Source organism: Flexivirga alba (genome assembly GCF_042661025.1).
GTDB lineage: Bacteria > Actinomycetota > Actinomycetes > Actinomycetales > Dermatophilaceae > Flexivirga > Flexivirga alba.
Genome location: NZ_JBHSWH010000001.1, coordinates 208,546 through 233,893, shown reverse-complemented (window position 1 = coordinate 233,893; position 25,348 = coordinate 208,546). Strand labels below are relative to the sequence as shown.

Annotated in this window: 19 protein-coding genes and 3 pseudogenes; 8 read left to right on the top strand and 14 right to left on the bottom strand. The window is 66.9% G+C overall.

Going from position 1 to position 25,348, the window contains the following annotated elements; translation table 11 throughout:
• Both ACFQDH_RS01095 and ACFQDH_RS01090 read right to left on the bottom strand, forming a co-directional pair.
• Positions 1-1,035 carry a phosphotransferase family protein gene (locus ACFQDH_RS01095; protein WP_382397663.1) on the bottom strand — a complete coding sequence of 345 codons (1,035 nt, stop codon included), beginning with the start codon at positions 1,033-1,035 and terminating at the stop codon, positions 1-3.
• Complete coding sequence (locus ACFQDH_RS01090) at positions 1,035-1,781, bottom strand: SDR family oxidoreductase (RefSeq protein WP_382397661.1); 747 nt, start codon at positions 1,779-1,781, stop codon at positions 1,035-1,037. Before ACFQDH_RS01090 ends, ACFQDH_RS01095 begins: the two co-directional genes overlap by 1 nt.
• Before the next feature lie 95 nt (positions 1,782-1,876).
• On the opposite strand from ACFQDH_RS01090, the gene ACFQDH_RS01085 reads away from it, so the two are divergent.
• Complete coding sequence (locus ACFQDH_RS01085; protein ID WP_382397659.1) at positions 1,877-2,998, top strand: CaiB/BaiF CoA transferase family protein; 1,122 nt, start codon at positions 1,877-1,879, stop codon at positions 2,996-2,998.
• A 22-nt stretch (positions 2,999-3,020) separates the two neighbouring features.
• Here ACFQDH_RS01085 and ACFQDH_RS01080 read toward each other — a convergent pair whose 3' ends face one another.
• Positions 3,021-3,920, bottom strand: coding sequence for a LysR family transcriptional regulator (locus tag ACFQDH_RS01080; protein WP_382397657.1), 900 nt, complete (start codon positions 3,918-3,920; stop codon positions 3,021-3,023).
• 118 nt (positions 3,921-4,038) lie between these two features.
• Here ACFQDH_RS01080 and ACFQDH_RS01075 point away from each other — a divergent pair, with 118 nt between their 5' ends.
• Complete coding sequence (locus ACFQDH_RS01075; RefSeq protein WP_382404783.1) at positions 4,039-5,529, top strand: aminotransferase class I/II-fold pyridoxal phosphate-dependent enzyme; 1,491 nt, start codon at positions 4,039-4,041, stop codon at positions 5,527-5,529.
• Between the two features lie 3 nt (positions 5,530-5,532).
• Here the strand turns inward: ACFQDH_RS01075 and ACFQDH_RS01070 are convergent, their stop codons facing one another.
• Positions 5,533-6,732 (bottom strand): Gfo/Idh/MocA family protein, encoded by a 1,200-nt coding sequence (locus tag ACFQDH_RS01070; protein ID WP_382397655.1) that lies wholly within the window; start codon positions 6,730-6,732, stop codon positions 5,533-5,535.
• Positions 6,733-6,942: 210 nt separating this feature from the next.
• Positions 6,943-7,482: an HNH endonuclease signature motif containing protein gene (locus ACFQDH_RS01065; protein WP_382397653.1), complete on the bottom strand. Its 540-nt coding sequence runs from the start codon at positions 7,480-7,482 to the stop codon at positions 6,943-6,945.
• 228 nt (positions 7,483-7,710) lie between these two features.
• On the opposite strand from ACFQDH_RS01065, the gene ACFQDH_RS01060 reads away from it, so the two are divergent.
• The 4 genes and pseudogenes from ACFQDH_RS01060 (at position 7,711) to ACFQDH_RS01040 (ending at position 13,957) form a co-directional block, all read left to right on the top strand.
• Positions 7,711-7,932: a hypothetical protein gene (locus ACFQDH_RS01060; RefSeq protein ID WP_382397651.1), complete on the top strand. Its 222-nt coding sequence runs from the start codon at positions 7,711-7,713 to the stop codon at positions 7,930-7,932.
• A 200-nt stretch (positions 7,933-8,132) separates the two neighbouring features.
• Positions 8,133-9,764: a chaperonin GroEL gene (groL, locus tag ACFQDH_RS01055; RefSeq protein WP_382397649.1), complete on the top strand. Its 1,632-nt coding sequence runs from the start codon at positions 8,133-8,135 to the stop codon at positions 9,762-9,764.
• Between the two features lie 96 nt (positions 9,765-9,860).
• Complete coding sequence (locus tag ACFQDH_RS01050; RefSeq protein ID WP_382397647.1) at positions 9,861-11,762, top strand: potassium transporter Kup; 1,902 nt, start codon at positions 9,861-9,863, stop codon at positions 11,760-11,762.
• Between the two features lie 112 nt (positions 11,763-11,874).
• Positions 11,875-13,957: pseudogene (locus tag ACFQDH_RS01040) on the top strand (oxidoreductase).
• A gap of 77 nt (positions 13,958-14,034) precedes the next feature.
• Here ACFQDH_RS01040 and ACFQDH_RS01030 read toward each other — a convergent pair.
• The 7 genes and pseudogenes from ACFQDH_RS01030 to ACFQDH_RS01000 all read right to left on the bottom strand — a co-directional run bounded on the left by ACFQDH_RS01030 (position 14,035) and on the right by ACFQDH_RS01000 (position 20,729).
• Positions 14,035-14,343, bottom strand: coding sequence for a WXG100 family type VII secretion target (locus ACFQDH_RS01030; protein WP_382397640.1), 309 nt, complete (start codon positions 14,341-14,343; stop codon positions 14,035-14,037).
• A gap of 105 nt (positions 14,344-14,448) precedes the next feature.
• The gene (locus ACFQDH_RS01025) at positions 14,449-15,123 is read right to left on the bottom strand and encodes a helicase domain-containing protein (RefSeq protein ID WP_382397638.1); all 675 of its coding nucleotides are present in this window, start codon (positions 15,121-15,123) and stop codon (positions 14,449-14,451) included.
• Positions 15,065-16,543, bottom strand: coding sequence for a HelD family protein (locus ACFQDH_RS01020; protein WP_382397636.1), 1,479 nt, complete (start codon positions 16,541-16,543; stop codon positions 15,065-15,067). Before ACFQDH_RS01020 ends, ACFQDH_RS01025 begins: the two co-directional genes overlap by 59 nt.
• Before the next feature lie 263 nt (positions 16,544-16,806).
• Positions 16,807-17,127 (bottom strand): S1C family serine protease, encoded by a 321-nt coding sequence (locus tag ACFQDH_RS01015; RefSeq protein WP_382404782.1) that lies wholly within the window; start codon positions 17,125-17,127, stop codon positions 16,807-16,809.
• 75 nt (positions 17,128-17,202) lie between these two features.
• Positions 17,203-17,846 (bottom strand): annotated as a pseudogene (locus tag ACFQDH_RS01010) (S1C family serine protease); the annotation flags it as partial.
• Between the two features lie 601 nt (positions 17,847-18,447).
• The gene (locus ACFQDH_RS01005) at positions 18,448-19,980 is read right to left on the bottom strand and encodes a sensor histidine kinase (protein ID WP_382397634.1); all 1,533 of its coding nucleotides are present in this window, start codon (positions 19,978-19,980) and stop codon (positions 18,448-18,450) included.
• 50 nt (positions 19,981-20,030) lie between these two features.
• A complete protein-coding gene (locus tag ACFQDH_RS01000) occupies positions 20,031-20,729 on the bottom strand; it encodes a response regulator transcription factor (protein WP_382397632.1) in 699 nt (232 codons plus the stop codon).
• A gap of 208 nt (positions 20,730-20,937) precedes the next feature.
• On the opposite strand from ACFQDH_RS01000, the gene ACFQDH_RS00995 reads away from it, so the two are divergent.
• Entirely contained in the window at positions 20,938-21,369 is a 432-nt protein-coding gene (locus ACFQDH_RS00995; RefSeq protein WP_382397630.1) for a MarR family transcriptional regulator, read from the top strand.
• Between the two features lie 17 nt (positions 21,370-21,386).
• Positions 21,387-22,685 carry an MFS transporter gene (locus tag ACFQDH_RS00990; protein WP_382397628.1) on the top strand — a complete coding sequence of 433 codons (1,299 nt, stop codon included), beginning with the start codon at positions 21,387-21,389 and terminating at the stop codon, positions 22,683-22,685.
• Positions 22,686-22,774: 89 nt separating this feature from the next.
• On the opposite strand, the gene ACFQDH_RS00985 is transcribed toward ACFQDH_RS00990, so the two are convergent.
• Both ACFQDH_RS00985 and pepN read right to left on the bottom strand, forming a co-directional pair.
• Positions 22,775-23,392: an ERAP1-like C-terminal domain-containing protein gene (locus tag ACFQDH_RS00985; protein ID WP_382404781.1), complete on the bottom strand. Its 618-nt coding sequence runs from the start codon at positions 23,390-23,392 to the stop codon at positions 22,775-22,777.
• Positions 23,393-23,406: 14 nt separating this feature from the next.
• A pseudogene (gene pepN, locus ACFQDH_RS00980) lies at positions 23,407-25,341 on the bottom strand (aminopeptidase N); the annotation flags it as partial.
• Positions 25,342-25,348 lie beyond the last annotated feature (7 nt).

Genomic DNA, 25,348 nt, shown 5'->3' with positions numbered 1-25,348 from the left:
TCAGCCCTTCGGTACGGCGTGATAGTTGCGTATGACGGCAAGCCCGGCAGCCAGCAGCGGCTCTGTCGAGGCTCCGATGTCCTCGAATCCGGCGCCGACCGTCTGCCCGTGCTGATATCTGAAGTAGATGCCCTCCAGGATGGCGGCGAGTTTGTAGTAGGCGAGTGCCTCGTGGAACGCCAAATGACTGACGTCACGGCCGGACCGCTCGCTGTAGCGCTGCACGATGTCGGCGCGCGTCGGATGCCCGGTTGCGCGGGACACAGTAGACACGGCACCGGGCGCGACGTCGGCGAGTGCCTGGTAGACGAGCATCAGCGCCACGTCGGCGAGTGGATCGCCCAATGTGGCCATTTCCCAGTCGAGTACGGCGGCCACGTGGTCCGCGTCGTCGATCAGGGTGTTGTCCATGCGGTAGTCACCGTGCACGATCGTCGCACCGCTGGACTCGGGTATGGCGGTGGCGAGTCGCTGGTGCAGCTCTTCCTCGCCGGCCAGCTCGCGCGACTTCGAGGCCTCCATCTGACGGCGCCAGCGGTGGACCTGGCGTTCCAGATAGCCGTCCGGCTTCCCGAAGTCGGACAAGCCGACGTCATCCGGTCGCACGGCGTGCAGCTCGACCAACGTGTCGGTCACGGCATCCGCGGTCGCCCGAACCCGCTGTGGGCCAAGTAGATTCAGCTCCTCGGCGGTCCGATAGGGGGTGCCGGTCACCCGCTCCATCACGTAGAACGGGGCGCCGATCACGTCGGTGTCGGTGCTTGCGGCATACATCCGGGGGACGGGGACGGGGGTCTCGGCCAGTGCCGCCATGACCCGGTGTTCGCGGGTCATGTCGTGGGCGGTGGCGAGCACGTGGCCGAGGGGAGGGCGGCGGACGACGACCTCGCGCGTTCCATCGGAGACGACGTAGGTGAGGTTCGACTTGCCGCCGACAACCATCTCCGCGTGCAGTCGGCCGTCGAGCAATCCGGGCGTGGCGTCGGCCAGAAACCGTTGCAAAGCCTGCAGATCCAGGCCCGGCAGGTCGGCCATCAGATGCCCCCTGCGAGCAGCACTCCGCCGTCGACGGTCAGGGTCTGCCCGGTCATCCAGCCGGCGTCATCGGAGAGCAGGAACGCCACGACGCTCCCGATGTCGTCCGGAACGCCCAACCGCTTCAGTGCGTATGGCGCCGCGACCTTCTCCTCGCGTCCTTCGTAGAGGGCCTTGGCGAAGTCGGTCTTCACGATCGCCGGTGCGACGGCGTTGACGCGGGTTTTCGGGCCGAGCTCGAAGGCGAGCTCCTCGGTCAGGTGGATGAGCGCGGCCTTGCTGACGCCATACATCGCTATGCCGGGTGCGGGTCGCAACCCGGCGATGGACGCGATGTTGACGATCGCGCCACCGTGCTCACCCAGCCACGCTGCGCGCGCCTTCTGCACCCACGACAACGCGGCAATCACGTTGACATCCATGATCTTTCGCGCAACACCCGGATCGATGTCCATCAGCGGACCGTAGGCCGGATTGATCCCGGTGTTGTTGACCAGGAGGTCGACGCTGCCGAAGGTGTCGAGCGCCTTCGTGATCACCGCGTCCTGGTGATCGGGGTCATCAGCACGGCCAGCGACATACGTGGCGCGCTCGCCCAGGTTCTTGGTCGCCGCCGCGAGAGTCTCCTCCTTGCGGGCCGTGATGACGACGTTCGCGCCCTCGGTGATCAGGCGTTCGGCGATCGCGTAGCCGATACCTCGGCTGGCGCCCGTGACGATCGCGGTCTTCCCAGAAATGCCGTTCATCTGCGGCTGACTCCTCATGTTCGGTGGCCTGCCGCACTACAGTAAGTGCTAAGCAAGCGCTTAGTCACGGAAGTGGATTCTGAACTGGAGGCGTCATGCCCGGTCCATTGGACGGCGTACGCGTCGTGGAGCTCGCGGCGATCGGCCCGGCGCCGTTCGCGGGAATGCTGCTGGCCGATCTGGGTGCCGACGTGATCAACGTCGGACGGCTCGGCAACGACGGGGGTATGACGGCCGCGGCGCATCGCGTGCTGCTGCGCGGCCGGCGGTTCGTGCATCTCGATCTCCGGCATCCCGCCGGTGTCGAAGTGGTGGAGGATCTCGTGCGGGGCGCGGACGTGCTCACCGAAGGTTTCCGTCCGGGCGTCGCCGAGCGGCTCGGCCTCGGTCCGGACGACCTGCGCGCGGTGAACCCACGACTGGTCTACGGCCGGATGACCGGCTGGGGCCAGGACGGACCGCGTGCTGGGGACGCCGGGCACGATCTGGGCTACCTGGCGCTGTCCGGTGCACTCGCTCCCTCGGTCGGGGACGGTGGCCGGCCAGTCGCGCCGCTGAACATGCTCGGCGACTTCGGCGGTGGCGGAATGCTTTTGGCCGTAGGGGTGCTCAGCGCATTGTTCTCGGCACAGCAGACGGGGGAGGGTCAGGTTGTCGATGCGTCGATCCTCGACGGCACCGCGCTGCTGACCGCCATGCACCAGTCGATGCTGGCGTCCGGGATGTGGCAGCAGCCGCCCGGCGGCAACCTCTTCGACGGAGGTGCGCCGTTTTATCGGGTTTATCGGACCGCCGACGACAAGTGGCTGTCGGTCGCCGCGGTCGAGCCGAAGTTCTACGCGACCCTGCTCGACGGTCTCGGTGTCGACGCCGACCCCGCGGAGCAATACGACCAGGTGCACTGGCCGGAGTTGCGCGTCACCTTCGCGACCCGCATCACCTCGCGCATGCGTGACGAGTGGGTCGAGACCTTCACCGGCCGAGACGCCTGTGTGGTGCCGGTGCTCGACCCCGACGAAGCCGCGGCTGATCCACACGTCATCGCCCGGGGGTGTATGTCGACCACGGCGGCATACGACATCCGGCGCCTGCGCCGCGCTTCAGCGAGACGCCGACCGAGCTGCCGGAAGCGTCACCGGAGGACGAAACCGCTGGCGTGCTGGGCGAATTCGGCTACACGCACGCCGACATACGACGCTTGGCAGATGCGGGCGTGATCGCTGCGGACGCGCTCGAGGGTCACAGCTGATCCAGCGACGTATGCCGCGCAAGGATCTCGCCGAGTCGGAGTGACGCGGGCGTGGGCCGGTCGGCCGGCGTGACATAGGCGATGCGGCGGGCGCCCAGTGGCTGCTGGACACGGACGGCGGCCACGGCGAAGCGCGGATCGATCGACGCGCTGGAGATCAGCGCGAGCCCGAGCTCACCGGCGACCAGGCCGTGCACCATCGTGTAGTCATCGGTGCGGGTCAGGGTGCGCGGATGGAAACCTGCGGCGGCGGCGAGACGTACCAGCTGCCGCTCGGCGGCGCCCGCACGGTCGCGGCTGCGGATCCACGGCTGAGACGCCAACTCGGCGAAATCCACGCTCTGATCGGCCAATTCGCTCCCCGCAGCGGTGATGACGGTCAGCGGTTCGATGTCCAACTCCTGTCGCGTGAGCTCGGGATGATCCAGTGCCGGATCGCCCTCGAGGTCGTAGACCAGGGCCGCGTGCAATTCACCGGCACGCACCTTTCCGGCCAAGGACGTCGGCTCGCCTTCTTCGATTTCGAGGAAAACCGGTGTCGCAGCGCTCAATTGGTTCAGGGCCTCCGGCAGCAACCTGGAGCCGGCCGACGAGAAGGTGCCGATGCGGAGGGTGACTGCGCCGGCCTCGCGTGCGTCGTCCACTTTCCGAGTGGCCAGCTCAAGTCGGCCGAGGACGTCGTCCACGTCGTCGGCAAACATCGCGCCGAGCGCGGTCAGGGTCGCTCCACGCGGCCCACGGTTCACCAAGCGCGCTCCGAGATGGCGTTCGAGCGCATCGAGATGGTGCGTGACCGTCGGCACGCTGAGGCGAAGTTCAGCGGCCGCTCGGGACAACGACCCGCCCTCGCGAACGGCGTGCAGAACGGCGAACTGGCGCAGGTCCAACATGCAGACACTGTATGACGCTGAACCTAACAGTTCGAAGCTTCTCTTGCGGTCGGATGCCGACCATGCTGGGAGCCGTGACCGTCGACATCCTGCCTGTGAATCTGCCCGACCCGGATGAATCGGTCTCGGATGTGGACGACGGCCAGGGGCGGCGCCATACGCGCAGTCGCTGCAGGCGATGGCCGACATCGACTGGCTTCCGCTGCACGTGCCGGGTCACCAGTCGGGCCGGGACCGCAGCCCGGTGTCGCCGATCTTCGGCGACCGGGTGATGCGGATGGACCTCCCGATGTCGATGGCCAGCGTCGACCAGGAGACGTGGAACCTGCGCGGTGACGCAACGACCACCCCGATGGCCCGGTCGTTGCGGCTGGCCGCGCAGGCGTGGGGCGCCTCGCGAGTCTGGTGGCTCACGAACGGAGCGTCCGGCGCCAACCACGTCGCTTGTATGGCGGCACGCTTCCTCGGTCCCGAACTGGTCGTGCAGCGCAGCGTCCACTCCAGTGTCATCGACGGCCTGATGATGGCCGGACTGACGCCGCATTTCGTTGCCCCGTCGATGGATTCGGAGCTCGGAGCAGCACACGGCGTCACGGCCGAGTCGGTCCGCGAGGCGTTGCGCAGGCGGCCGGCCAGCAGCGCGGTCTACGTGGTGAGCCCGAGCTATTTCGGAGCAGTCGCCGACATCGCGGGACTCGCCGCCGCGGCGCACGAGCACGGAGTACCGCTCATCGTCGACGAAGCCTGGGGATCGCACTTCGGATTCCATCCCGGCCTACCGTCCAATGCGGTGCGCGAGGGCGCGGATCTCGTCATCAGCAGCACGCACAAGACTGCCGGATCCCTCACCCAGTCGGCGATGCTGCAACTGGGCCACTCAGAGCAGGCGAAGCAGCTGGAGCCGGCGGTCGAGCGAGCGCACCGGGCCTTCCAATCGACGAGTTCGAGTGCGCTGTTGATGATGTCGCTGGACGAGACACGTCGCCACCTCGCGGTCGAAGGAAAGGCTGAGATCGGGCGCACGCTCACGGCGGCCGAGGCCATCCGGGCCGGGGTACGGCGCGGCGGCAGATTCGCGGAGGTGTCGGAGCGGGTGCGCCGTTCGCCGGGCGCCGTGGACCTGGATCCACTGAAGATCGTCATCCACACGAGCGTGGGCGGCATCGGCGGCCGCGAGGCCCAGCACCTGCTGCTGCGCGATCATCGAGTGGCTGTTGAGATGTCCACCCACTCCACCATCGTGCTGCTCCTGGGGGCCATCGCGGAGCCGGACGTCGATCGCTTCCTGGGCGCGCTGCATCAGTTGCCGCGTGTCCGCAGCACACCGGATCCGGCGCCGGAGTTGTCGATCCCCGCACGTCGCATCGGGATTCGCGAAGCCTTCTTTCATCCGTACGAAGAGGTTTCGGCATCGGAGGCGGTCGGTCGGGTCTCGGCAGACGCGTTGGCGGCATACCCACCCGGCATACCGAATGTGCTGCCTGGTGAGGTTCTCACCGCTGGGACGGTTCACTACTTGCGTGCGACCGCCGCCACTGCCGCCGGTTACGTGCGCGGCGCGGTCGACAGTCGGCTCGACCACTTCCGCGTGCTCGGTGGCCGAGGCTGAGCGTCAGCCGCGGATTTGGTTGCGCTCGAAGTAGGCCCGGACTTCTGCATCGACCTCGGGGACGTGCACGGGCCGGCTGCCGGAGCGGATCGACTCGGCGCCCGCAACGCCCGCGGCGACGGAGTCCCGTGCGGACAGGGGAGAGGTGTCTGTCGGTGTGCCGGTGCGCACGAACTCGACGAACTCACCGACGGTCAGCACGTCGGCGTCACCGTGGCCGTTCGCGTCACCGACGATCGGATACTGCACGTGGCCCTTCTCCAGGAAGCCGGACCGCTTGTTCCAGACGCGCACCTCGCCACCCTCGCCGTCGCCGAAGTTCTCCAGCCGGCCCTCCGTGCCGATGACCGTGTAATTGCGCCAATAGTCGGGCGTGAAGTGGCACTGCTGGTAGCTGACGAACGCGCCGGAATCAAGTCGCGCCAGCATCATCGAGATGTCCTCGACGTCCACCACCGGGTTGAGTTCGGTCTGCGACAGCGGCGGCCAGTTGTCGGTCGAGTACCAGTCGCGCATCCGCCGATCGCTGTTGTCACGTCGGTCGGTGATCTGCCCATAGATCGCCAGGTCGCCCATCCCGGTGACCTCGCGACTGGACGAACCAGCCAGCCAGTGCATCACGTCGAGATCGTGAGCGCCCTTCTGTAGCAACAGACTTCCCGCGCGGGAGCGATCCGCGTGCCAGTCCTTGAAGTAGAAGTCGCCGCCGGTCCCGACGAAGTGCCGGCACCAGATGGCCTTCACCTCGCCTATCTCGCCGCGGTCGATGATCTCCTTCATCAAGCGCACCACGTGCATGTGCCGCATGTTGTGCCCGACATACAACTTGGTGCCAGTGCGGTGCGCGGCCTCGAGCACCTGGTCGCAGTCCTCGGTGGTGATCGCGAGCGGCTTCTCCAGATAGACCGGCACACCGGCCTCGAGCAGTTGTATGGCGATCGCCGCGTGCGTGTCGTCCGGGCTCGTCACGATGGCGCCGTCCAACTCAGGGAAGTCGCGCAGCAGGGAGGTCACGTCGGGCAGCAGCGGGATGTCGCCGAAGAGGTCGGCGGTCGCGTCGGCGGTTCGCGGGTCCGGATCTACAGCAGCGGCAACGGATCCGCCGAATTCCTCGACGTTCTTGGCGAGGTGGGCTCGGGCGCCGACGCCGATGACGGCGGTGGCGAAGGGTGCGGGCGTGGTGTTGGAGGTTGAAGAAGTCATCGCGACCATTCAAGCCGATCCGCGCCTGCGTGGTCGCCGCGACGCCGTTGGTGCTCGCCTCGACGTGTGGCCCGGTCGTGTCGCTTTCGATCCGGTCGGCATCGGCTCCTGCGGATTGATCGCGCGGCGTCGAGTAAGTCGAAGCGCTGGCCCCGGGGCCGTATCGAAGCCCGCGACGAGCGAGCGGGTGAATCCTGTTGTTCTGGAGAGCTATTCGCCGGGGGTGGTGACGTAGGTGTGGCCTGCGGGGCTGGTCCAGGTGCATACGCCGTCGGGAGTCATGGTGACTGTCCAGCCGTGGGCTTGTTTGGTGCGGTGGTGGTGGCGGCAGAGGGCGTGCAGGTTGTATGCCGCGGTGGGTCCTTGTGGCCAGGGGATGACGTGGTCCAGGTCGCAGCGTGTCGCGGGGTGGCTGCAGCCGGGGAAGCGGCAGTGCTGGTCTCGGGCCCGCACGAAGTGCTGCAACTTCGGGCTGGGCCGGTAGCGGGTTTCGCAGGTCTCCAGGGTGATGCCGGTGTCGGCCTCGATCAGGGCGCGGGTCATCGTCGTGCCGAACGAGCGGGTCATGGCTTGGATCACGGCGGCGGGGATGGCGCCGATGCCGGGCACAGTTGCGTCGCCCAGGTGGGCGGTCGCTGCCCGTGACTGCTGTGACCGGCCTGGTGGTGTCACCCGTGGTTCTTCATCGAAGGTGTCGTCGGGTGTGTCGTTGAGGATGTTGAGCGCGACGCTGCCGAGGTCAGCGGACATCTCTCGCCGACACTTGATGACCCCGCGCGTGCATCGGCCTTCCAGCAGATCAGAGAAGCGGCCGCTCGGCATCATCGAGGTAGCCGCCGGCCTCGCCGCGACCAGTGCTGTGGTGGGTCCGCGAGGCGACGACACCTATCCCGTGCCACGACGGCTGTACGAATCGATGGGCTTCACAACTCTCGCCCGACCGAGGAGCTGGGGTGGAGCTGATAACGGGTCGGCCTCGTGTTCCTCGGTCGATTGCGCGCCTCGCTCGGTCGCCTCGAAGAGCGCTTGACCGCTCGCCACGAACCGGGCGACGAGCGCGACTGGCACGTGCGACGCGCGCCGGAGCTGGAGCGGCTGCTCGACGAAGCGGGCACCGCGGACCTCACAATCGACGTCGGCGACGCAACTCCTGCACAGGTCGCGGCCCGCGTCCTCTCCGAGACCCATTGGGTTGACTGAATCGGCACCGCCACCCGTTTGCACTCCCGGTGGGAGAGTGCCAATAATGGCCTTTAGCACTCTCCTGGTTAGAGTGACAGTTCGGATGTATGGCGAGGGCCGGACCTCGCGAGACTCAGACAGTCTCGGCAGGACCCGGTCCGTCCGTCGCGGGCGCCATACGACTGACACCGCAACAACACGTGAGGATTGGACTGCACATGGCCAAGACCATTGCATTCGACGAGGAGGCCCGGCGCGGGCTCGAGCGGGGAATGAACATCCTTGCCGACGCCGTCAAGGTGACCCTCGGCCCGAAGGGCCGCAACGTCGTTCTGGAGAAGAAGTGGGGCGCACCCACGATCACCAACGACGGTGTGAGCATCGCCAAGGAGATCGAGCTCGACGAGCCCTACGAGAAGATCGGCGCAGAGCTCGTCAAGGAAGTCGCCAAGAAGACCGACGACGTGGCCGGTGACGGCACCACCACGGCGACCGTGCTCGCCCAGGCGATGGTGAAGGAAGGCCTGCGCAACGTTGCCGCGGGCGCCAACCCGATGGCCCTCAAGCGCGGCATCGAGGCTGCTGTGGCCGCGGTGTCCGAGGAGCTGAGCAAGGCTTCCAAGGACGTCGAGACCAAGGAGCAGATCGCGGCGGTTGCCGGGATCTCCGCCGGTGGCGACGCATCCGTCGGCAACCTCATCGCCGAGGCGATGGACAAGGTCGGCAAGGAAGGTGTCATCACCGTCGAGGAGAGCAACACCTTCGGCCTGGAGCTCGAGCTCACCGAGGGCATGCGCTTCGACAAGGGTTACATCTCCGGTTACTTCGTGACCGACACCGAGCGCATGGAGACCGTGCTCGAGGACCCCTACATCCTGATCGTCAACTCCAAGATCGGCAGCATCAAGGACCTGCTGCCGCTGCTGGAGAAGGTCATGCAGTCGGGCAAGCCGCTGGTCATCATCGCCGAAGACGTTGAGGGAGAAGCACTTTCGACCCTCGTCGTCAACAAGATTCGTGGCACGTTCAAGTCGGTTGCCCTCAAGGCGCCCGGCTTCGGCGACCGTCGCAAGGCCATGCTCGGCGACATCGCGATCCTGACCGGTGGTCAGGTCATCTCCGAGGAGGTCGGCCTCAAGCTCGACACCGCGGAGATCGACCTGCTCGGTAAGGCCCGCAAGGTCGTTGTCACCAAGGACGAGACGACCATCGTCGAGGGTGCCGGCGACGCAGACCAGATCGCTGGTCGCGTCAGCCAGATCCGCGCCGAGATCGAGAACTCCGACTCCGACTACGACCGCGAGAAGCTGCAGGAGCGCTTGGCCAAGCTGGCCGGCGGTGTTGCGGTCATCAAGGTCGGCGCGGCCACCGAGGTCGAGCTCAAGGAGCGCAAGCACCGCATCGAGGACGCCGTTCGCGCGGCGAAGGCCTCGGTCGACGAGGGCATCGTCGCCGGTGGCGGCGTCGCACTGCTGCAGGCTGCCAAGCTCGCCTTCGCCTCCCTCAAGCTCGAGGGTGACGAGGCGACCGGCGCCAACATCGTCAATGTCGCCTCCGCGGCTCCGCTGAAGCAGATCGCTGCCAATGCGGGCCTGGAGCCCGGCGTGGTTGCCGCCAAGGTGCAGTCGCTGCCCGTCGGTGAAGGCCTCAACGCCGCCACCGGTGAGTACGTCGACATGCTCGAGGCCGGCATCCCGGACCCGACCAAGGTGACTCGGTCGGCGCTGCAGAACGCAGCCTCCATCGCCGCGTTGTTCCTCACCACCGAGGCGGTCATCGCCGACAAGCCGGAGAAGGCTTCGGCAATGCCGGCCGACCCGTCCGGTGGCATGGGAGACATGGGCTTCTAAGCCAGGCAACGAAGTTCTCGAACTTCACACGGGACGGCCGCTCACCCGCACGGGTGAGCGGCCGTTTCGCATCTTCATAGGGCACAATCTGCGGTTGTGACAACGCCGGCGGCGGCCACAACGCATCGTGGCAAATTGTGGACCTTGACCCTTGGTGCGCTCGGCGTCGTTTTCGGCGACATCGGGACCAGCCCGCTGTATTCGCTGCAGACCATCTTTTCGTTGGACCACAATCGGGTCGCCACGACGCACCAGGATGTGTATGGCGTGATCTCGCTCGTTTTCTGGGCAGTCACCATCGTGGTGAGCATCAAGTATGTCGTCTTCATCCTGCGCGCCGACAACGACGGTGAGGGCGGTGACCTGGCGCTGGCCGCGCTCGCTCGGCGCGCGGTCCCATCGGGCGGCAAACGGTTCGCGCTGGTGATGGTGCTGGGCGTCTTCTCGGCGTCGTTGTTCAGCGGAGACAGCGTGATCACGCCGGCGATCTCGGTGCTGTCCGCGGTTGAAGGTCTCGCGGTTCCGGCGCCACAGCTGCACAACGTCATACTTCCGATCAGCGTGACGATCATCGTCATCTTGTTCATGGTGCAACGCTTCGGGACGTCTGTGGTCGGCAAGCTGTTCGGGCCCGTCATGGTCGTCTGGTTCGTGACCATCGCGGTGCTCGGATTGACCAAGATCGTTCCGAACCCGGCGATCATCCGCGCGTTGTCACCGACTTATGCCCTCCAGTTCTGGTTCGAGCACCCGTTCGTCGCGTTCATCGCGATGGGCGCGGTCGTGCTGTCCATCACCGGGGCCGAGGCGCTGTATGCCGACATGGGTCACTTCGGGCGTTCGCCCATCCGGCGCGCGTGGTTCTTCCTGGTCTTCCCCTGCCTGACCCTCAACTACCTCGGCCAGGGAGCGTTGATCACCGAGACGCCTGGCGCCATACGCAACCCGTTCTTCCTCCTCGGCCCGTCGTGGGCACAATGGCCGATGGTGATCCTGGCGACCATGGCCACCGTCATCGCCTCTCAGGCGGTGATCTCCGGGGCCTTCTCGATGGCCCGGCAGGCCGAGCGGCTCGGCTACCTCCCGCGGCTCACCGTGCTGCACACCTCCGAGCACGAGAGCGGCCAGATCTACATCCCGTCGATCAACTGGGCGCTGTTCGTCGGCGTGCTGGTCCTGATGCTGACCTTCCGCTCGTCTCAACACCTGGCGACGGCATACGGGCTGGCTGTCACCGGCACCCTCGTGCTGAGTTCGACGCTCTTCCTCGTCTACGCGGAGTCCGCGTGGAAATGGCCGAAGTGGCGGCTGATCCTCGTCGGGGTGTTGTTCTACTCGGTCGAGTTGACCTTCCTGGCCGCAAACCTGGCGAAAGTCATCCACGGCGGGTGGCTGCCGCTCTCGATCGCCGCGGTCGTCGCGACCACGATGTTCACCTGGCGCCGGGGTGCCGCAATCGTCTCCGAGTTGCGCCGCGGAAAGGAGGGCCCACTCACGGAGTTCATCGATTACCTGCACGGCTGCGAAGTGACGCGTGTCCCCGGAGTCGCGGTGTTCCTGCATCCGGACAACGAGACCACCCCGCTGGCCTTTCGGGAGAACGTGGCCTTCAACCACGTCACCCACGAGAACGTCTTCATCGTGTCGTCGGTGTCTCGGAACGTGCCGCACGTCGCGCCGGAGGACCAGTTCAAATTCAGCAGCCTCGGCGACCCGTATGACGGCGTGGCCCACATCCAGCTCAACTTCGGCTTCCAGGACGACCAGGACGTCCCGCACGCACTGCGTGCAGCGCGCGAACAGGGAATCAACCTCGATCCGGACGAGGCCTTCTACTTCCTCTCCCGGATCAGCGTGCACCACGGATCACTGCCCGGGCTGAGCAAGTGGCGCAAGCGCCTATTCCTCGGTATGGCGCACAACGCCGCCAACCCCGCGGTCTACTACCGCCTGCCCGAGGATCGGACCGTCGTGATGGGCGCGCAGGTGCATTTCTAGGTACCTCCCTTTCGAGACGTTCGCTCGTGCCTCACGAACTCCTCAAGGATCGGCATTGGCTACTCGCTGGTAACATCGGCGGAACTCCCACTGCGCGAAGGACGGCATACCCGTGGCATTCGACCGATTGCTCGAACCCATCGAGATCGATGGCGTCCCACTGGCCAACCGGGTCCTGATGGGCTCGATGCACACCGGGTTCGAGGACCGCAGCAAGGACTTCGGCCGCTTGGCGGCATACCTCGCCGAGCGCGCGAAGGGTGGCACCGGTTTGATCGTGACCGGTGGCTTCGCACCCAACGTCGAGGGTGGCTGCTGCCGGCGGGTTCGTTGATGACGACCAAGCGGGCGGCCGGCAAGCACCGGGTCATAACCGATGCCGTCCACGCCGAGGGCGGCCGAATCCTGTTGCAGGTGCTGCATTCCGGGCGCTACGGCTATCACCCGTTCATCCGCTCGGCGAGCGGCAAGAAGTCTCCGATCACACCGTTCAAGCCCCGGGCGTTGTCCGGCAAGGGCGTCGAGCGCACCATCGACGCGTTCGTTCGCGCGACGAAACTCGCCAAGCTGGCCGGGTATGACGGCGTCGAGATCATGGGTTCCGAGGGCTACCTGATCAATCAGTTCCTCGTGGCACGCACCAACGACCGCACGGACGGGTGGGGCGGTAACGCCGAGAACCGGATGCGCTTCCCGGTCGAGATCGTCCGCCGAGTGCGCGAAGCCGTTGGCTCGAATTTCATTGTCAACTATCGGATTTCGCTGGTCGACCTGGTGAAGGACGGGCAGACCTGGGACGAGGTCGTCACTCTTGCCGACAAGCTGCAGGACGCCGGAGCGTCGATGTTCGGCACGGGCATCGGCTGGCACGAGGCGCGGGTGCCGACCATCGTCACGTCGGTGCCGCGTGCCGCGTTCGTGGACTGGACCGCGCGGCTGAAGCAGGAGGTCGACATACCGGTCGTCGCCTCCAACCGGATCAACACTCCCGAGGTCGCCGAGGAGATCCTGGCCAGCGGGCAAGCCGACCTGGTGTCGATGGCGCGCCCGCTGCTGGCCGACCCCGAGTTCGTGCGCAAGGCCCGCGAGGGCCGCGCCGACGAGATCAACACCTGCATCGCCTGCAACCAGGCCTGCCTGGACCACACCTTCGCGAACAAGAAGGCCAGCTGCCTGGTCAACCCGCGTGCGGGCCGCGAGACCTCGCTCGTGTTGCTGCCGGTGCCGGCCAAGCGGCGGCGTCGGATCGCCGTGGTTGGTGCAGGTCCCGCGGGGTTGGCTGCGGCGGTCTCGAGTGCCGAACGCGGCCACCACGTCACGCTTTTCGAGCGTCAGCAGCACCTGGGTGGGCAGTTCCGGCTGGCGATGCGGGTGCCCGGCAAGGAGGAGTTCGCCGAGACGCTGCGCTACTACGAGCGTCGGCTCGACGTGCTCGGCGTCGAGGTCCGACTCGGCGTCGGCGCCACCGAGGACGAGCTGAGGGGCTTCGATGACGTCGTGGTCGCGACCGGGGTCCGGCCGCGTGTGCCGCAGATCGAGGGCATCGACCACCCCAGCGTCGTCATGTATGACGAACTGCTGCGCGGCGAGGTCGAGGCCGGCCGTCGCGTCGCGGTGATCGGCGCCGGCGGTATCGGGTATGACGTCAGCGAGTTTTTAACTCGAGGATTCGTTCCTCATCCTCAAGTTAAAGACCGATATCGATCGCCGTCCTCCGGCCGGTCGGTGCTGGAGGACCAGCACAAGAAGCTGCCGGACTGGCAAGCTCAGTGGGGCGTGACCGAGGACCCGACGGCACCGGGGGCTTGACCGCCAAGCGCCCGACCGAGCCTCGTCGGCAGGTCTACCTGCTGCAGCGCAAGCCGGCCCCGCTGGGCAAGGGCCTGGGCAAGACCACCGGCTGGGTGCACCGTGCGGCGCTGAAGGACGCGCAGGTCGAGCTGATCGGTGGGGCGACATACGACCGCATCGACGATGCCGGGCTGCACATCACCGTGCGCGGCAAGGACGGCCAGCCGCAGTCACGCTTGCTCGAGGTCGACACGGTCGTGATCTGCGCCGGCCAGGAGTCGGTGCGTGATCTGGTGCGGGACGACGACGCAGCACGCCACGTGATCGGTGGTGCCGACGTGGCCGCCGAGCTCGACGCCAAGCGTGCGATCGCACAGGCGACGGAGCTGGCGGCCACGGTCTGACCCCACCCCGGGGAACTTTCAGGCCAGCGCCACTCAACACGGGCAGGCGACGTGAGGATGAGGAACGAATCCTCGCGTCAGGCTTGCGTACTGAAGGCTTTGACCACGTCGGTCTCGACCTGCGCGTAGGCGGTGCCGGCGGAGCCGACAGTGTTGCCGATGTCGGCGAGCGCCGTGCGGACCCGCGACTGTGCCTTGGTCCACTCGTGGTTCAGCGAGGCGTACTGGTTGGCGCCCTGCCCCGTCCAGCTGGCCTGCAGCGTGGCGAGCTTGCCCTTCATCACCTGCATCAGTGTGTCGATCTCCTGGCCGATCTGGCCGATGTCGAGACTGTGCTGGCCGAGCTGTGCAGCGTTGACGGCGTAGCCGTCGTTCGGAGTGTGCATGTCTGCCTCCCAAGAAGTCGTCCGCCTGGTGCGGACGTGATGGGGACGACGGTAGGCAAACCGCCCGGTTGCCCGCAGAAGTTATCCACAGGCGCTGGGCCGCGGTCAGTCGGTCGCCGTGAGCTCGTCCGGCAGCGGCCGGGAGTGTATGACGCGCAGCGATGTCACAGCGCGGGTGAGCACCACATAGAGCCGGCGCAGACCGGTCCGCGTGTCCGGCTCCGCGTCGGCGATGTCGCTGGGCTCGAGCACGACGACGTGGTCGAACTCCAAGCCCTTGGCCACCGTGGCGGGCACCAGCTGGACCCGGTGATCGGCGTCGTCACCGGACGCGACGTCGAGCTGCCCGTGCTCGATGTCGTTGTCCTGCAACGACTTCGACACCTTCGTGACGACGGCATCCGGGACAATCACGCCGACCGATCCGATGTCATCCAGCGCCGCGCGGACCGCGTCGACGACGGCAGCCGGCCGCTCCGCCGCACTCGTCGCGACCAGCACCAGCTCACCCGGGTTGTCGCGCACGCTGACCGGCGACCCGAGCCCCGGCGACCCGAGCCCCGGCGCCATCGATGGCAGGAGTCGCGCCGCGAAGTCGATCACCGACGCCGGCACCCGGAAGCCGCGGTCGAGCACCTCCAGGTGGTGCTCAGGCTTGCCGAGATGCCGCATCGCGGTCTCCCAGCTGTCCGTCGCCCACGGCGTCGTGCCCTGCGCGATGTCACCGAGCACGGTCACCGAGCCGGTCGAGCAGCGCCGCCCCACCGCGCGCAGTTGCATGGGAGAGGTCTTGGGCCTCGTCCAACACCACGTGACCCAGGCTGGGGGTCCGGCCGAGCAGATCATGCAATTCGTCCAGCAGGGTGAGATCGGCGGTCGACCACTTGGCGGCGCCTTTGCTGCGAGCCGGCTTGTCCCACAACAAGATTCGCTGCTCATCGGCATCCAGCACGCCGTCCGCCGACGCTTCCAGCCGATTTGGATCGGACCACAGGTCGAAGAGCACCTGCGCGGGGTCCACCGCCGGCCACACGGACGCGGAGTACTTCTTCATCGGAGCGCAGCGCGCCACGGATTCCTGCACCTGGTCGTCGGGGGAGTCGCCCGACCGCTCCATGCGCAGCAGCACTGCGTGCGCCAGCCGGCGCGGCAGCATGTCGCGGGCCGCATTGAACCGCACCCCGCGCGTCGTCAGCTCGTCGACGATCTCCTGCACCTCGTATGCCGGGATCCGCCACTTGCGTGAACCACGTGGCACGACAAGCGCCTCGGTGGGCGCGTTGACTCGGGACCACAGGGCGCGGCGGAGGACCTCCGCCATACGCGAATCGCCTTTGAGGACAGCTGTATCGGTGCTGTCGACGGATCGCACGCGCGCGTGCGCGACCAGGTCGGCGGCCGTCGAGTGCTCGACGCGTACTTCGCCGAGGGCCGGCAGCACCGCACTGATGTGATCGAGGAACGCACCGTTCGGCCCGACCACCAGGACGCCGGAGCGGTCCAGCCGGTCGCGGTGGGTGTAGAGCAGCCACGCAGCGCGGTGCAATCCGACGGCGGTCTTCCCGGTGCCCGGTGCCCCCTGGACGCACACGGACGTCTCGACACCGGCGCGCACGATGAGGTCCTGCTCCGGCTGGATGGTCGCCACGATGTCGCGCATCGGTCCGGTGCGCGGTCGCTCGATCTCTTGCGCGAGAATCTCGCTCTTGCCGGTGGGTTCCTCTGCGGCCAGCAGGTTTTCGTCCTCGATGGCAGTTATCTGGCCCTTGTCGATCCCGAACCGCCGGCGGCGCACGACGCCCATCGGCTCTGTCCGGGACGCCCGGTAGAACGCGGTGGAGACCGGCGCTCGCCAGTCGAGGACCACCGGGTCGCCGTCGGCGTTACTCACGTGCCGCCGACCTATATACCAAACCCCACGAAGTTCTCCCCCGCTGCGCTCCTCCGATACTTCGCGGGGGCCCCGGTCGATGTGCGGTGCCTTGATGAAGTCCAAACGCCCGAAGAAGAGCGTGGTGTGCGGGTCGTCCTGCAACGACGCGACGCGTCGGGCGAGGGTCTTCGCCAGCTCGTATGCCGAGTCGCCGTCGCTGGCCCGGTTGGGGTCGAGCGATTCGGCGCGTTCGCGCATCCGGGTCAGGTCGGCGCGGGCAGCTGCGAGGTAGGCGCGTTCAGGTTCGAGGTCGGTGTCAGTTGCCATGAGCTCCAGGAATTTTCGGACCGGAGGAACCCGGGGTCCCCGCGAAGTATCGGGGGAGCGAAGCGGAGGAGAACTTCGTGGGGTGGGACGAAAGGGCGCCTCTTTCGGGTGGGGGAGGAGCGAGCTTAACGCTCTCTCCTACCCACGACCACCGAAAAAGGCGCCCCTCGCGTGATCCGGCCCCGTCACAAGCCGGATCCACCCCGTCAGGACCTACCGGGCAACGGAGGAAGGGAGAGTGCCCGGGGTCCTTTCGTCACGGTCTAACTGGACGATGCTTCGCCCAGAGTGACCGAGACGTCTTGCTGCTTCCCACCGCGAACGATGGTCAGCGTGACTTTGTCCCCGACGCTGTGCGCTCGGACGTAACCGATGAGCGAATCGGACGGGGGAGATCCAATCTGTTGTCCGTCGAACCTGATGACGTCGTCACCTACCTTCAGTCCGGCCTTGTTCGCAGGTGAGCCGGAGTTGACCTTGACGATCTTTGCAGCCTGCAACGTCGCATTGCCGAGCTTGACGGTCGCCGGCCTCGGATCGACTCCCACACCGATCTGCGGGTGCTTCACCTTGCCGGTGTCCATCAGTTGCGAGGTGATGTTCTTGACGACGGACACAGGGATAGCAAACCCGATCCCGATGTTTCCCGACTGGGAAGAAGCTGAAGATCCGCCGAGAGTCGCGATCGAGGAGTTGATGCCGATCAGCTTTCCGGACCCGGTGACCAAGGCACCGCCAGAGTTGCCGGGGTTGATGGCCGCGCTGGTCTGGATGGCGTTGGTCGTCGAGCAGTTCTTGTCGGTGCACTGCTGCTGTTGTTGCTGATCGAAGGGATTCTGGCTCTGGCTCTGGCTCTCCTGGTGAGTGGTGATCGGGCGGTTGAGCGCGCTCACGATCCCGGTCGTCACAGTGCCGGCGAGACCTAGCGCGTTGCCGACGGCCATGACCGGCTGGCCGACTACCAGCTTGCTGTCGTCGCCGAGGAGATCGGCGCCAGGTCCGTCGGCGGATTCTCCAGCTTGATGACGGCCAGATCCGTGCTCACGTCGGTGCCGACGACCTTGGCGTTGTAGGTGCGGTTGTTGTTCAGCGTCACGGTCACCGTTGGCTTGCTGCCGGCGCCGGTCACCACGTGGTTGTTGGTGACGATGTTGCCGGCCTTGTCGAGGATCACCCCGGAGCCCTGATCGCCCTGGCTGCCTGCGGTCACCGTGATGGACACGACGCTCGGCGAGACCTTGCTCGCGGTTGCCGCCCAGTTGACGTTGCCGGCGTTGCCGAAGTCCGCAGGGTTGGCCTGCATCACCGTCGTGCCCCCGCCGCTGGACGCCGACGAGCCGTTGTCGTTCTTGGTCAGCGCGTACGTGCCGCCACTGGCCAGCGCGGCCGCGAGGATTGCGGCGGCCGGGACCGCGGCCCAGCGCTTGCTGCGCTTGGGGCTACTGCCGCCGGAGCCATCGCCGGGTCCGCCGGCCGGGTTGTAGGGCCCGCCGGGGAAGCCGCCCTGCGGGCCGCCGCCGTTGTTGTATGACGGTGCCGCGTAAGCGCCCTGCACAGGCGCCCCGCCATACGGCTGTTGGGTCTGCTGCTGACCGGAGCCGAACGGGGGCTGGCCGGCGCCGACCGGCGCGGCATACGGGTTCTGCTGCTGGGGCTGCTGCTGCGGTGGCTGTTGTGGTTGCTGCTGGGGCTCGCCGTAGGTCGACTGCGGCCGCGGATGCGCCGGCAGGTGCGCGGTGTGGTCGTCGGACGCGTAGATGCGTCCGGTTGTGTCGTCACCTTGTGTGCCGTCACCTTGCACGTCGTTGCCCCGGCTGTCATCAGCAGGCTGCTGGTCAAACGACATCTCTCGTAACCCCTTGTTGTGGTCGATGCGCCTTCGGCGGGTGGCCCTTCACTGATTCCTACTCAACGCCGTCCGTCTGTTGTGGCGCTTCGTCGAACCTGTGGGCTTCCTGTGGCTCCCTCGTGGCCGGCGGTGCGGTGGTCTCGTTGGCAGTGTCCGTCGGCATCGAGGGTATTTTTGCGACGAAAGTGGCGCCACCACCGGGGGTGTCCTTCACCTCGACCGTGCCCTTGTGGGCCTCGACGAGGGCCGTCACAATCGCCAGGCCCAGCCCACTGCCGCCGTGCTCGCTGTTGCGCGATGCATCGGCGCGGTAGAAGCGCTCGAAGATGCGATCGTGCAGGCTCGCCGGGACACCGTGACCGTGGTCGATCACCTGGACCTGCGCGACGTCGCCGATCGTGCCGACCGCGATCTCGATCGGTGACCCGGCAGGCGTGTAGCGGATCGCGTTGGCCATCAGGTTGCCCAGCACCTGCCGCAGCGCGGCGTCATCGCCGAGCACGACTGTCGGCCGGACCGGTCCGCCCAGCCCACGCAGTCGAACCTTCCGGTCGTGGTCGATCGCCGTCGCGTCCTGGACCGTGTCTGCGGCGAGGACGGTGAGGTCGACCGGAGTGGGCGGGCGCTCGGTGACGTTGTCGTCCTGGTGGCGCCGCTCGAGCCGTGTCAACAGCAGCAGGTCGTCGACCATTGTCGCCATCCGGGTTGCTTCGTCCTCGATCCGGCGCATCGCGGACCGTACCTCTCCCGGCTCGGAGACCGCACCCAGCCGGAAGAGCTCGGCATACCCGCGCACGGTGGCCAGCGGGGTGCGCAACTCGTGCGAGGCGTCTGCGACGAATTGCCGCATGCGGTCCTCGGACGCGCGGCGTACGGCGAAGGAGTCCTCGATGCGGGCAAGCATGATGTTGAGCGACTTGCTGAGGCTGCCGACCTCGTCCTGTGCGCCGGGGACCGGCACGCGTTGCGTCAGGTCGCCGCGCGCGATGCTGCGGGCGGTGTCCTCGATCTTGCGCAGCGGCCGCAGCGCTCGGCGTACGGCGAACCAACCGAGTGCGGCACAGGCGAGCAGCGCGATCAGTCCGACCGAGACGATCACCACCTCGAGCCGCACGATGACGTCGTTGGTGTGGTCCATCGACACCGCGACGGCGTAGACGAGCGTCTCCTTGTCGGTGCGGACGGTGCCCGCGACGACATGCCAGGTGGTGTCGCCGTTCTTGGACCCGACGCTGAAGACGTGTCCGCTACGGACGCGCGAATCAGAGCTGGTCAGACGGGGTATGGCGGGCAGTGGTCCGTCCGTCGAGGAATTGCCCGGGTCGGTGGCCAGGCTGCGTTCGTGGCCGTCGGTGGTCTGCAGCTCGATCGCGTAGGTGTTGGTGGGGACGAAGGCGAAGGCGCGCTGCTCGGACGCAGGGCTCTGCACCGCGCTGTCGACCAGATGGGCACTCGCGGCACGCAATTCGGCGTCCTGCCGGGCGCTCATGAAGCTGCGGACCTGGGTGGTCACGGTGGCGCCGCTCGCCAGCAGGGCGACAGCCAGCAATGCCACCATCAGGACGCTCAGGCGTAACCGGAGGGGCATGGCCGACAGTTCGTGTCCGACACGTCCCCTCAACGAGTTACGCGACGCCGTCACTCGCGCGGAGCGCGCAGGACGTAACCGACCCCACGCTTGGTGTGGATCAACGGCGGCACGTCGCCGACGTCGATCTTGCGGCGCAGGTAGGAGATGTAGCTCTCCACGATGCCCGCCTCACCGCGGAAGTCGTAGTCCCAGACGTGATCCAGGATCTGCGCTTTGGAAAGAACCCGGCCTTGGTTCAGCATGAGGTAACGCAGCAGCTTGAACTCGGTGGGGGACACCTCGATCACCTGGCCGTTGCGGCGCACCTCGTGTGAGTCCTCATCGAGCTCCAGATCGCCGACCTGCACCAGCGACCGCGCGTTGCTCGCCTCCTGGGTGCGGCGCAGCACGGCCCGGATGCGGGCGACGACCTCCTCCAGGCTGAACGGCTTGGTGACGTAATCGTCGCCGCCGACGGTCAGGCCCTTGACCTTGTCCTCGACCGCGTCACGCGCGGTCAGGAAGACGATCGGCAGCTCGATGCCGTTGGCGCGCAGCTTGCGGGTGACGGTGAAGCCGTCCATGTCCGGCAGCATGACGTCGAGGACCGCGAGGTCCAGCGTGTGCTGGCCGGCGACGCTGATCGCGTCGTTGCCGGTCGCTGCTGTGTGCACCTCGAAACCGGCGAACTTGAGGCTCGTTGCGAGCAATTCGCGAATGTTGGTTTCGTCCTCGACCACCAGCAGGCGGGCTTCCGGAGAGCTCATGCCGGTCCCCTCGTTCCTCGGGTGCCGGCATTCGCGCTGGACTCTTTTGGTCGCTCGCTCCGCTCGCTCATGCCAGACACTTTGACCTCCTTCGCTGGGAAGTTCCTGAGAATCCCATGATACGACCTGGCGGCTCGGCTGGGCGGTGGTCGAGTGTTCACCATGACCGAATTTAATTAGCTCGACTAATGAGCTAAGCTAACTAACTGTGACTCCAGCCGAACGCAGACATCTCGCCGTCGACCTCCGGTCGGTCTGCATGCGCATCAGTCGCCGGGTCCGCTTCTCCAACACCGGGCGGAGCACCCTTCGCCCACACCAGGTTTCGGTGCTCGGCAAGCTCGACAAGAACATCCGCACCCCGCGTGAGCTCGCGGAGCTCGAGTGCGTGAGCGCCCCATCGATGACACGGACCGTCAATGCTTTGGTCGAGCAAGGCTTCGTCCGGCGCGACGCAGACCCCGACGACGGCCGGCAGGTTCATCTGCAACTGACGCCTGAGGGTCGCAAGATCCTGAGCACCGTCCGACGTTCGCGTGACGAGTGGGTCTACTCCCGTATGGCGGACCTGACCGACGAGGAGTGTGCCGTGCTGCGGGAGGCCGCGGACATCCTGGAAAGGGTTGTGACCGCTCGATGAGGGAGAGCGCATCGCGCATGAGCAGGAGCCGGACCTTCGCGTCCCTGTCCGTCTACAACTACCGCGTCTACTTTGCCGGCGCACTGGTCTCCAACGTCGGCACCTGGATGGGCCGTACCGCCCAGGACTGGCTGGTCCTGACCCAGCTGACCCCGCACGACGCGACCGCGCTGGGGATCGTCACCGCCCTCCAGTTTGCGCCGGTCGTGCTGCTGGCGCCCTTCGCCGGGGCGATCACCGACCGCTTCCCCAAGCGGCGCATCCTCTTCGGCACCCAGAGTGCGCTGGCGATCACCGCCGCCCTGTTGGCCGTGCTCGTCCTCACCGACGTCGTCACGCTCTGGCAGGTCTACGCGCTGGCGGCGTTGCAGGGCGTCGCGACCGCCTTGGACAACCCCAGCCGACAGGCCTTCGTCTCCGAGATGGTCGAGCCGGGGCTGCTCTCCAACGCGGTCGGGCTCAACGCCACGTCGTTCAATGCCGCCCGGCTGATCGGCCCCGGCATCGCCGGCCTGTGCATCGGACTCATCGGCACCGGACAGACGCTGGTCTTCAACACCTTCTCGTTCATCGCGGTGCTGATCGCGCTCAAGGCGATGCGCCCCGGCGAGCTGATGCCGGCACCCCAAGTCCGCGGTAAGGGCAAGGTCCGTGAGGGGCTGGCCTACGTCCGGCGCCGCCCGGACCTGATGCTCATCATGTTCATGGTCTTCATGCTCGGCACCTTCGGGATGAACTTCCAGCTCACCATCGCGCTGATGGCCACCACTGTCTTCCACCAAGGTGCAGCCGAATACGGCTTGCTCGGCTCGATCATGGCGATCGGATCGCTGGCCGGCGCTCTGATGGCGGCCCGCCGGCAGCGACCGCGGTTGCGGATCGTGCTCTGGTCGCTGACCGGGTTCACGGTGTTCTCCGCCCTCGCGTCACTCGCCCCGTCATACCTGCTCTTCGCGGTGTTCCTGATCCCGACCGGCCTGTGCGCCATCACCACGCTCAACACCGCCAACGCCACGGTGCAGCTGAGCGTCACCCCGGTGATGCGCGGTCGCGTGATGGCGCTCTACATGGCCATCTTCATGGGCGGCACCCCGATCGGTGCGCCGGTCATCGGCTGGATCGGCTCGGAGTTCGGCGCGCGATGGACCATCCTGGTCGGCAGCGTCGCGACAGCGGTTACCGTGGTGACCGCCATGACCTATCTGATGCGACGAGACGATCTGCGGCTGCGCCTTGAAGGGCGACCGATTCCGCATTTCGAAGTGCGGCACCGCGACAACCCCAGCGACGACCTCGCCGGACAGCGCGCCGCATGATGTCGCCACGCTCGCAACGCCTCGTGGTCATCGTCGCGCTGGTCGCCCTCGTCGGCGTCGCAGTGCTCGGGGCACTGCTCGGCTGATCGTCAGCCGACCTGGGCGCGCAGCCGCCGCCGAACGTGATCCAACTGCTCGATCACTATGCGTCGCAACGCAGTCGGGGCATCCTCGTGCTCGTTGAGCCAGGCCTGCGCGGCCTGCACGACCGGATTGTCGATGATGTCTCCGTCGGTGAGGTTGGTCCGGGGGAACAACTCGGTCGCCAATCGAGCCGCCATCGTCATCGTCTGCTGCTGCCACCACGCGCCGACCTGGTCGAAGTAGGTCGGCACGAACTGCGCGGTCTCGCTCTCCGGTCCGGTCACGAAGCCGGCGAGCAGTGCACGCTGCTTGTCGTTGGTCAGCGCGCTGTCCGTGGTCAGCTCGCGCCATACCTGCTGTTTGGTCGCGACTCCTGGCAGCGATGCGAGTGCACGATCCCTGGCGGTCGCGCCGCTCATCGTCGGGTCGGCGGCGTATTCCGCCTGCAGTCGTGCTTCGTCAACGGCGCCGAGCTCGGCCAGCGCGACCAGCAGGTCCCAGCGCAACGACGGGGTGAGCTCGAGTCCGGCCACCCCGCCCTCGAAGGTATGGCGCACCGGCTCTTCGCCGCTGGGGGTGAGCCCGGCGGTCCCGGCGAGTGCATCCGCCCACGCGCGCTGCAGGTCCGATCCCGGCGCCGCCGCGCGCAGCCCTTGTGGATGGCTGCGACGAGTGTTGTTGCCTCGGAGTCGCGTTCGTCGGGATGGAGATAACCGGTGATGGCGGCGGACGCCTGGTGCAGGACCATGGCCAGCAACCCGGCGTCGGTCTCCGTCGCGGCATTGCGCTCGACCGCCACGAGGTAGTGGAAGGGGTGGAGGCGAGCGTCGCGCACGGCGTTCCACAGCGCCGACCAGATGACCGCTCGGGTCAGTGTCGGCTGCACCGAGGACAGCTCGGCCGTGAGCTTGATGACCGACATGTCATCGAGCCGGAGCAGGGCGTAGGTCAGGTCGTCGTCGTTGGCCACGACCACGTCGGCCCGTGTGCCGGCCGGCAACTCCACCAGGACCTTCGGCGCATCGAGAGTGACCTCCAGCCGCGCACTGCGCTCGAATCCGGCGTCGCCCAGTGCAAAGGTGGACACCACGACACGGTGCTTTCGATCGACTTGCTCGCCATTGAGGCGGTCGGCGGAATTCACTGTGACGTAAAGGTTCTCGCCCTCACGGACGACACTGATCGTGGACGGCCCGGTGGTCTCCAGCCACGAAGGCACCCAGTCCGAGAGGTCTGCCTCCGACGTTTCCTGCAGGCAGGTGATCAGGTCCTCGAGGCTCGTGGAGCCGAAGGCGTGGCGCTGGAAGTAGAGCTGAGCCGCCCGGAAGAAGGCGTCGCGGCCGGCATACGCCATCAGCTGCTTGAGGACTGAGGCACCCTTGGCGTAGGTGATGCCGTCGAAGTTCAGCCGGGCCGCTTCGAGATCAGGGATGTCGGCGACGATCGGGTGCGTGGTCGGCAGCTGGTCCTGGGTATAGGCCCACTGCTTGCGGTTCAGCGCGAAAGTGACCCATGAACCCTTGAAGCCGGCGGCTTCGGTGGCTGCGAGGTAGCCCATCAGGTCGGCGAAGGACTCCTTCAGCCAGGTGTCGTCCCACCAGCGCGGCGTCGCGAGGTCGCCGAACCACATGTGCGCCATCTCGTGCATGATCACTTCGGCGCGCGACTCGCGCTGCGCCTCGCTGGGGGTGCCGCGGAAGATGTAGCTGTTCTCGCTGAACGTCACCAGCCCCGGGTGCTCCATCGCCCCGATGTTGTACTCCGGCAGGAAGATCTCGTCGTATTTGCCCCAGGGGTAAGGGAATTGGAAGACCTCGTCGAAGAAGGTCAGCCCCTGTTTGGTGATCGTGAAGATCTCGTCGGCATCGAGGTGCTCGGCCATCGACTTGCGGCAGATGACACCGAGCGGAACCTCCAGGGGGCTGCCGTCGGTGCGGTCGGCTCGCCATACATCGGACACGGAGTGGAACGGGCCGGCGGCCACCGCGGTCAGGTATGACGACAAGGGAAGCGTCGGGGCGAAGGTGACCGTGTGCCGGTCGCCGTCGACCTCGTCCGTGACCACCGACTGGTTGCCGAAGACCAAGGACGACGCAGGCGCGGTCACCACGAAGGAGAAGCGCGCTTTGAGGTCCGGCTGCTCGAAGCACGCGAACGCTCGACGCGCATCGGTGGGCTCGAAATGCGTGTAAACGTAGGTGTTTTGGTCCGCCGGGTCCGTGAAGCGGTGCAGTCCTTCGCCGGTCCTGCTGTAGCGGCAACGTGCCTCGAGCACGACCTCGTTGACGGCGTCGGTCAGCAGGCGCTCGAGTGAGACACGTGCGCCGTCATACGAGTCGGTGGGCTGGGCGGTGCCGTTGACGGTGAGCGCGGTGACCTCGTCGGCGACCAGGTCGAGCCAGGTCGACGTGTCGGTGCTGGTGAAGCGGATCGTCGAGCGCGAGACGAAGGTCGCAATGCCGGCGTTGTCGAGATCGCTCAGGTCCAGTTCGACGCGATGCGTGTCGATGGCCAGCTGACGGCCACGCAGCGCGCAGTCGTCACGAGTGAGATTCAGGTCCGCAATAGTCACGCCGCCA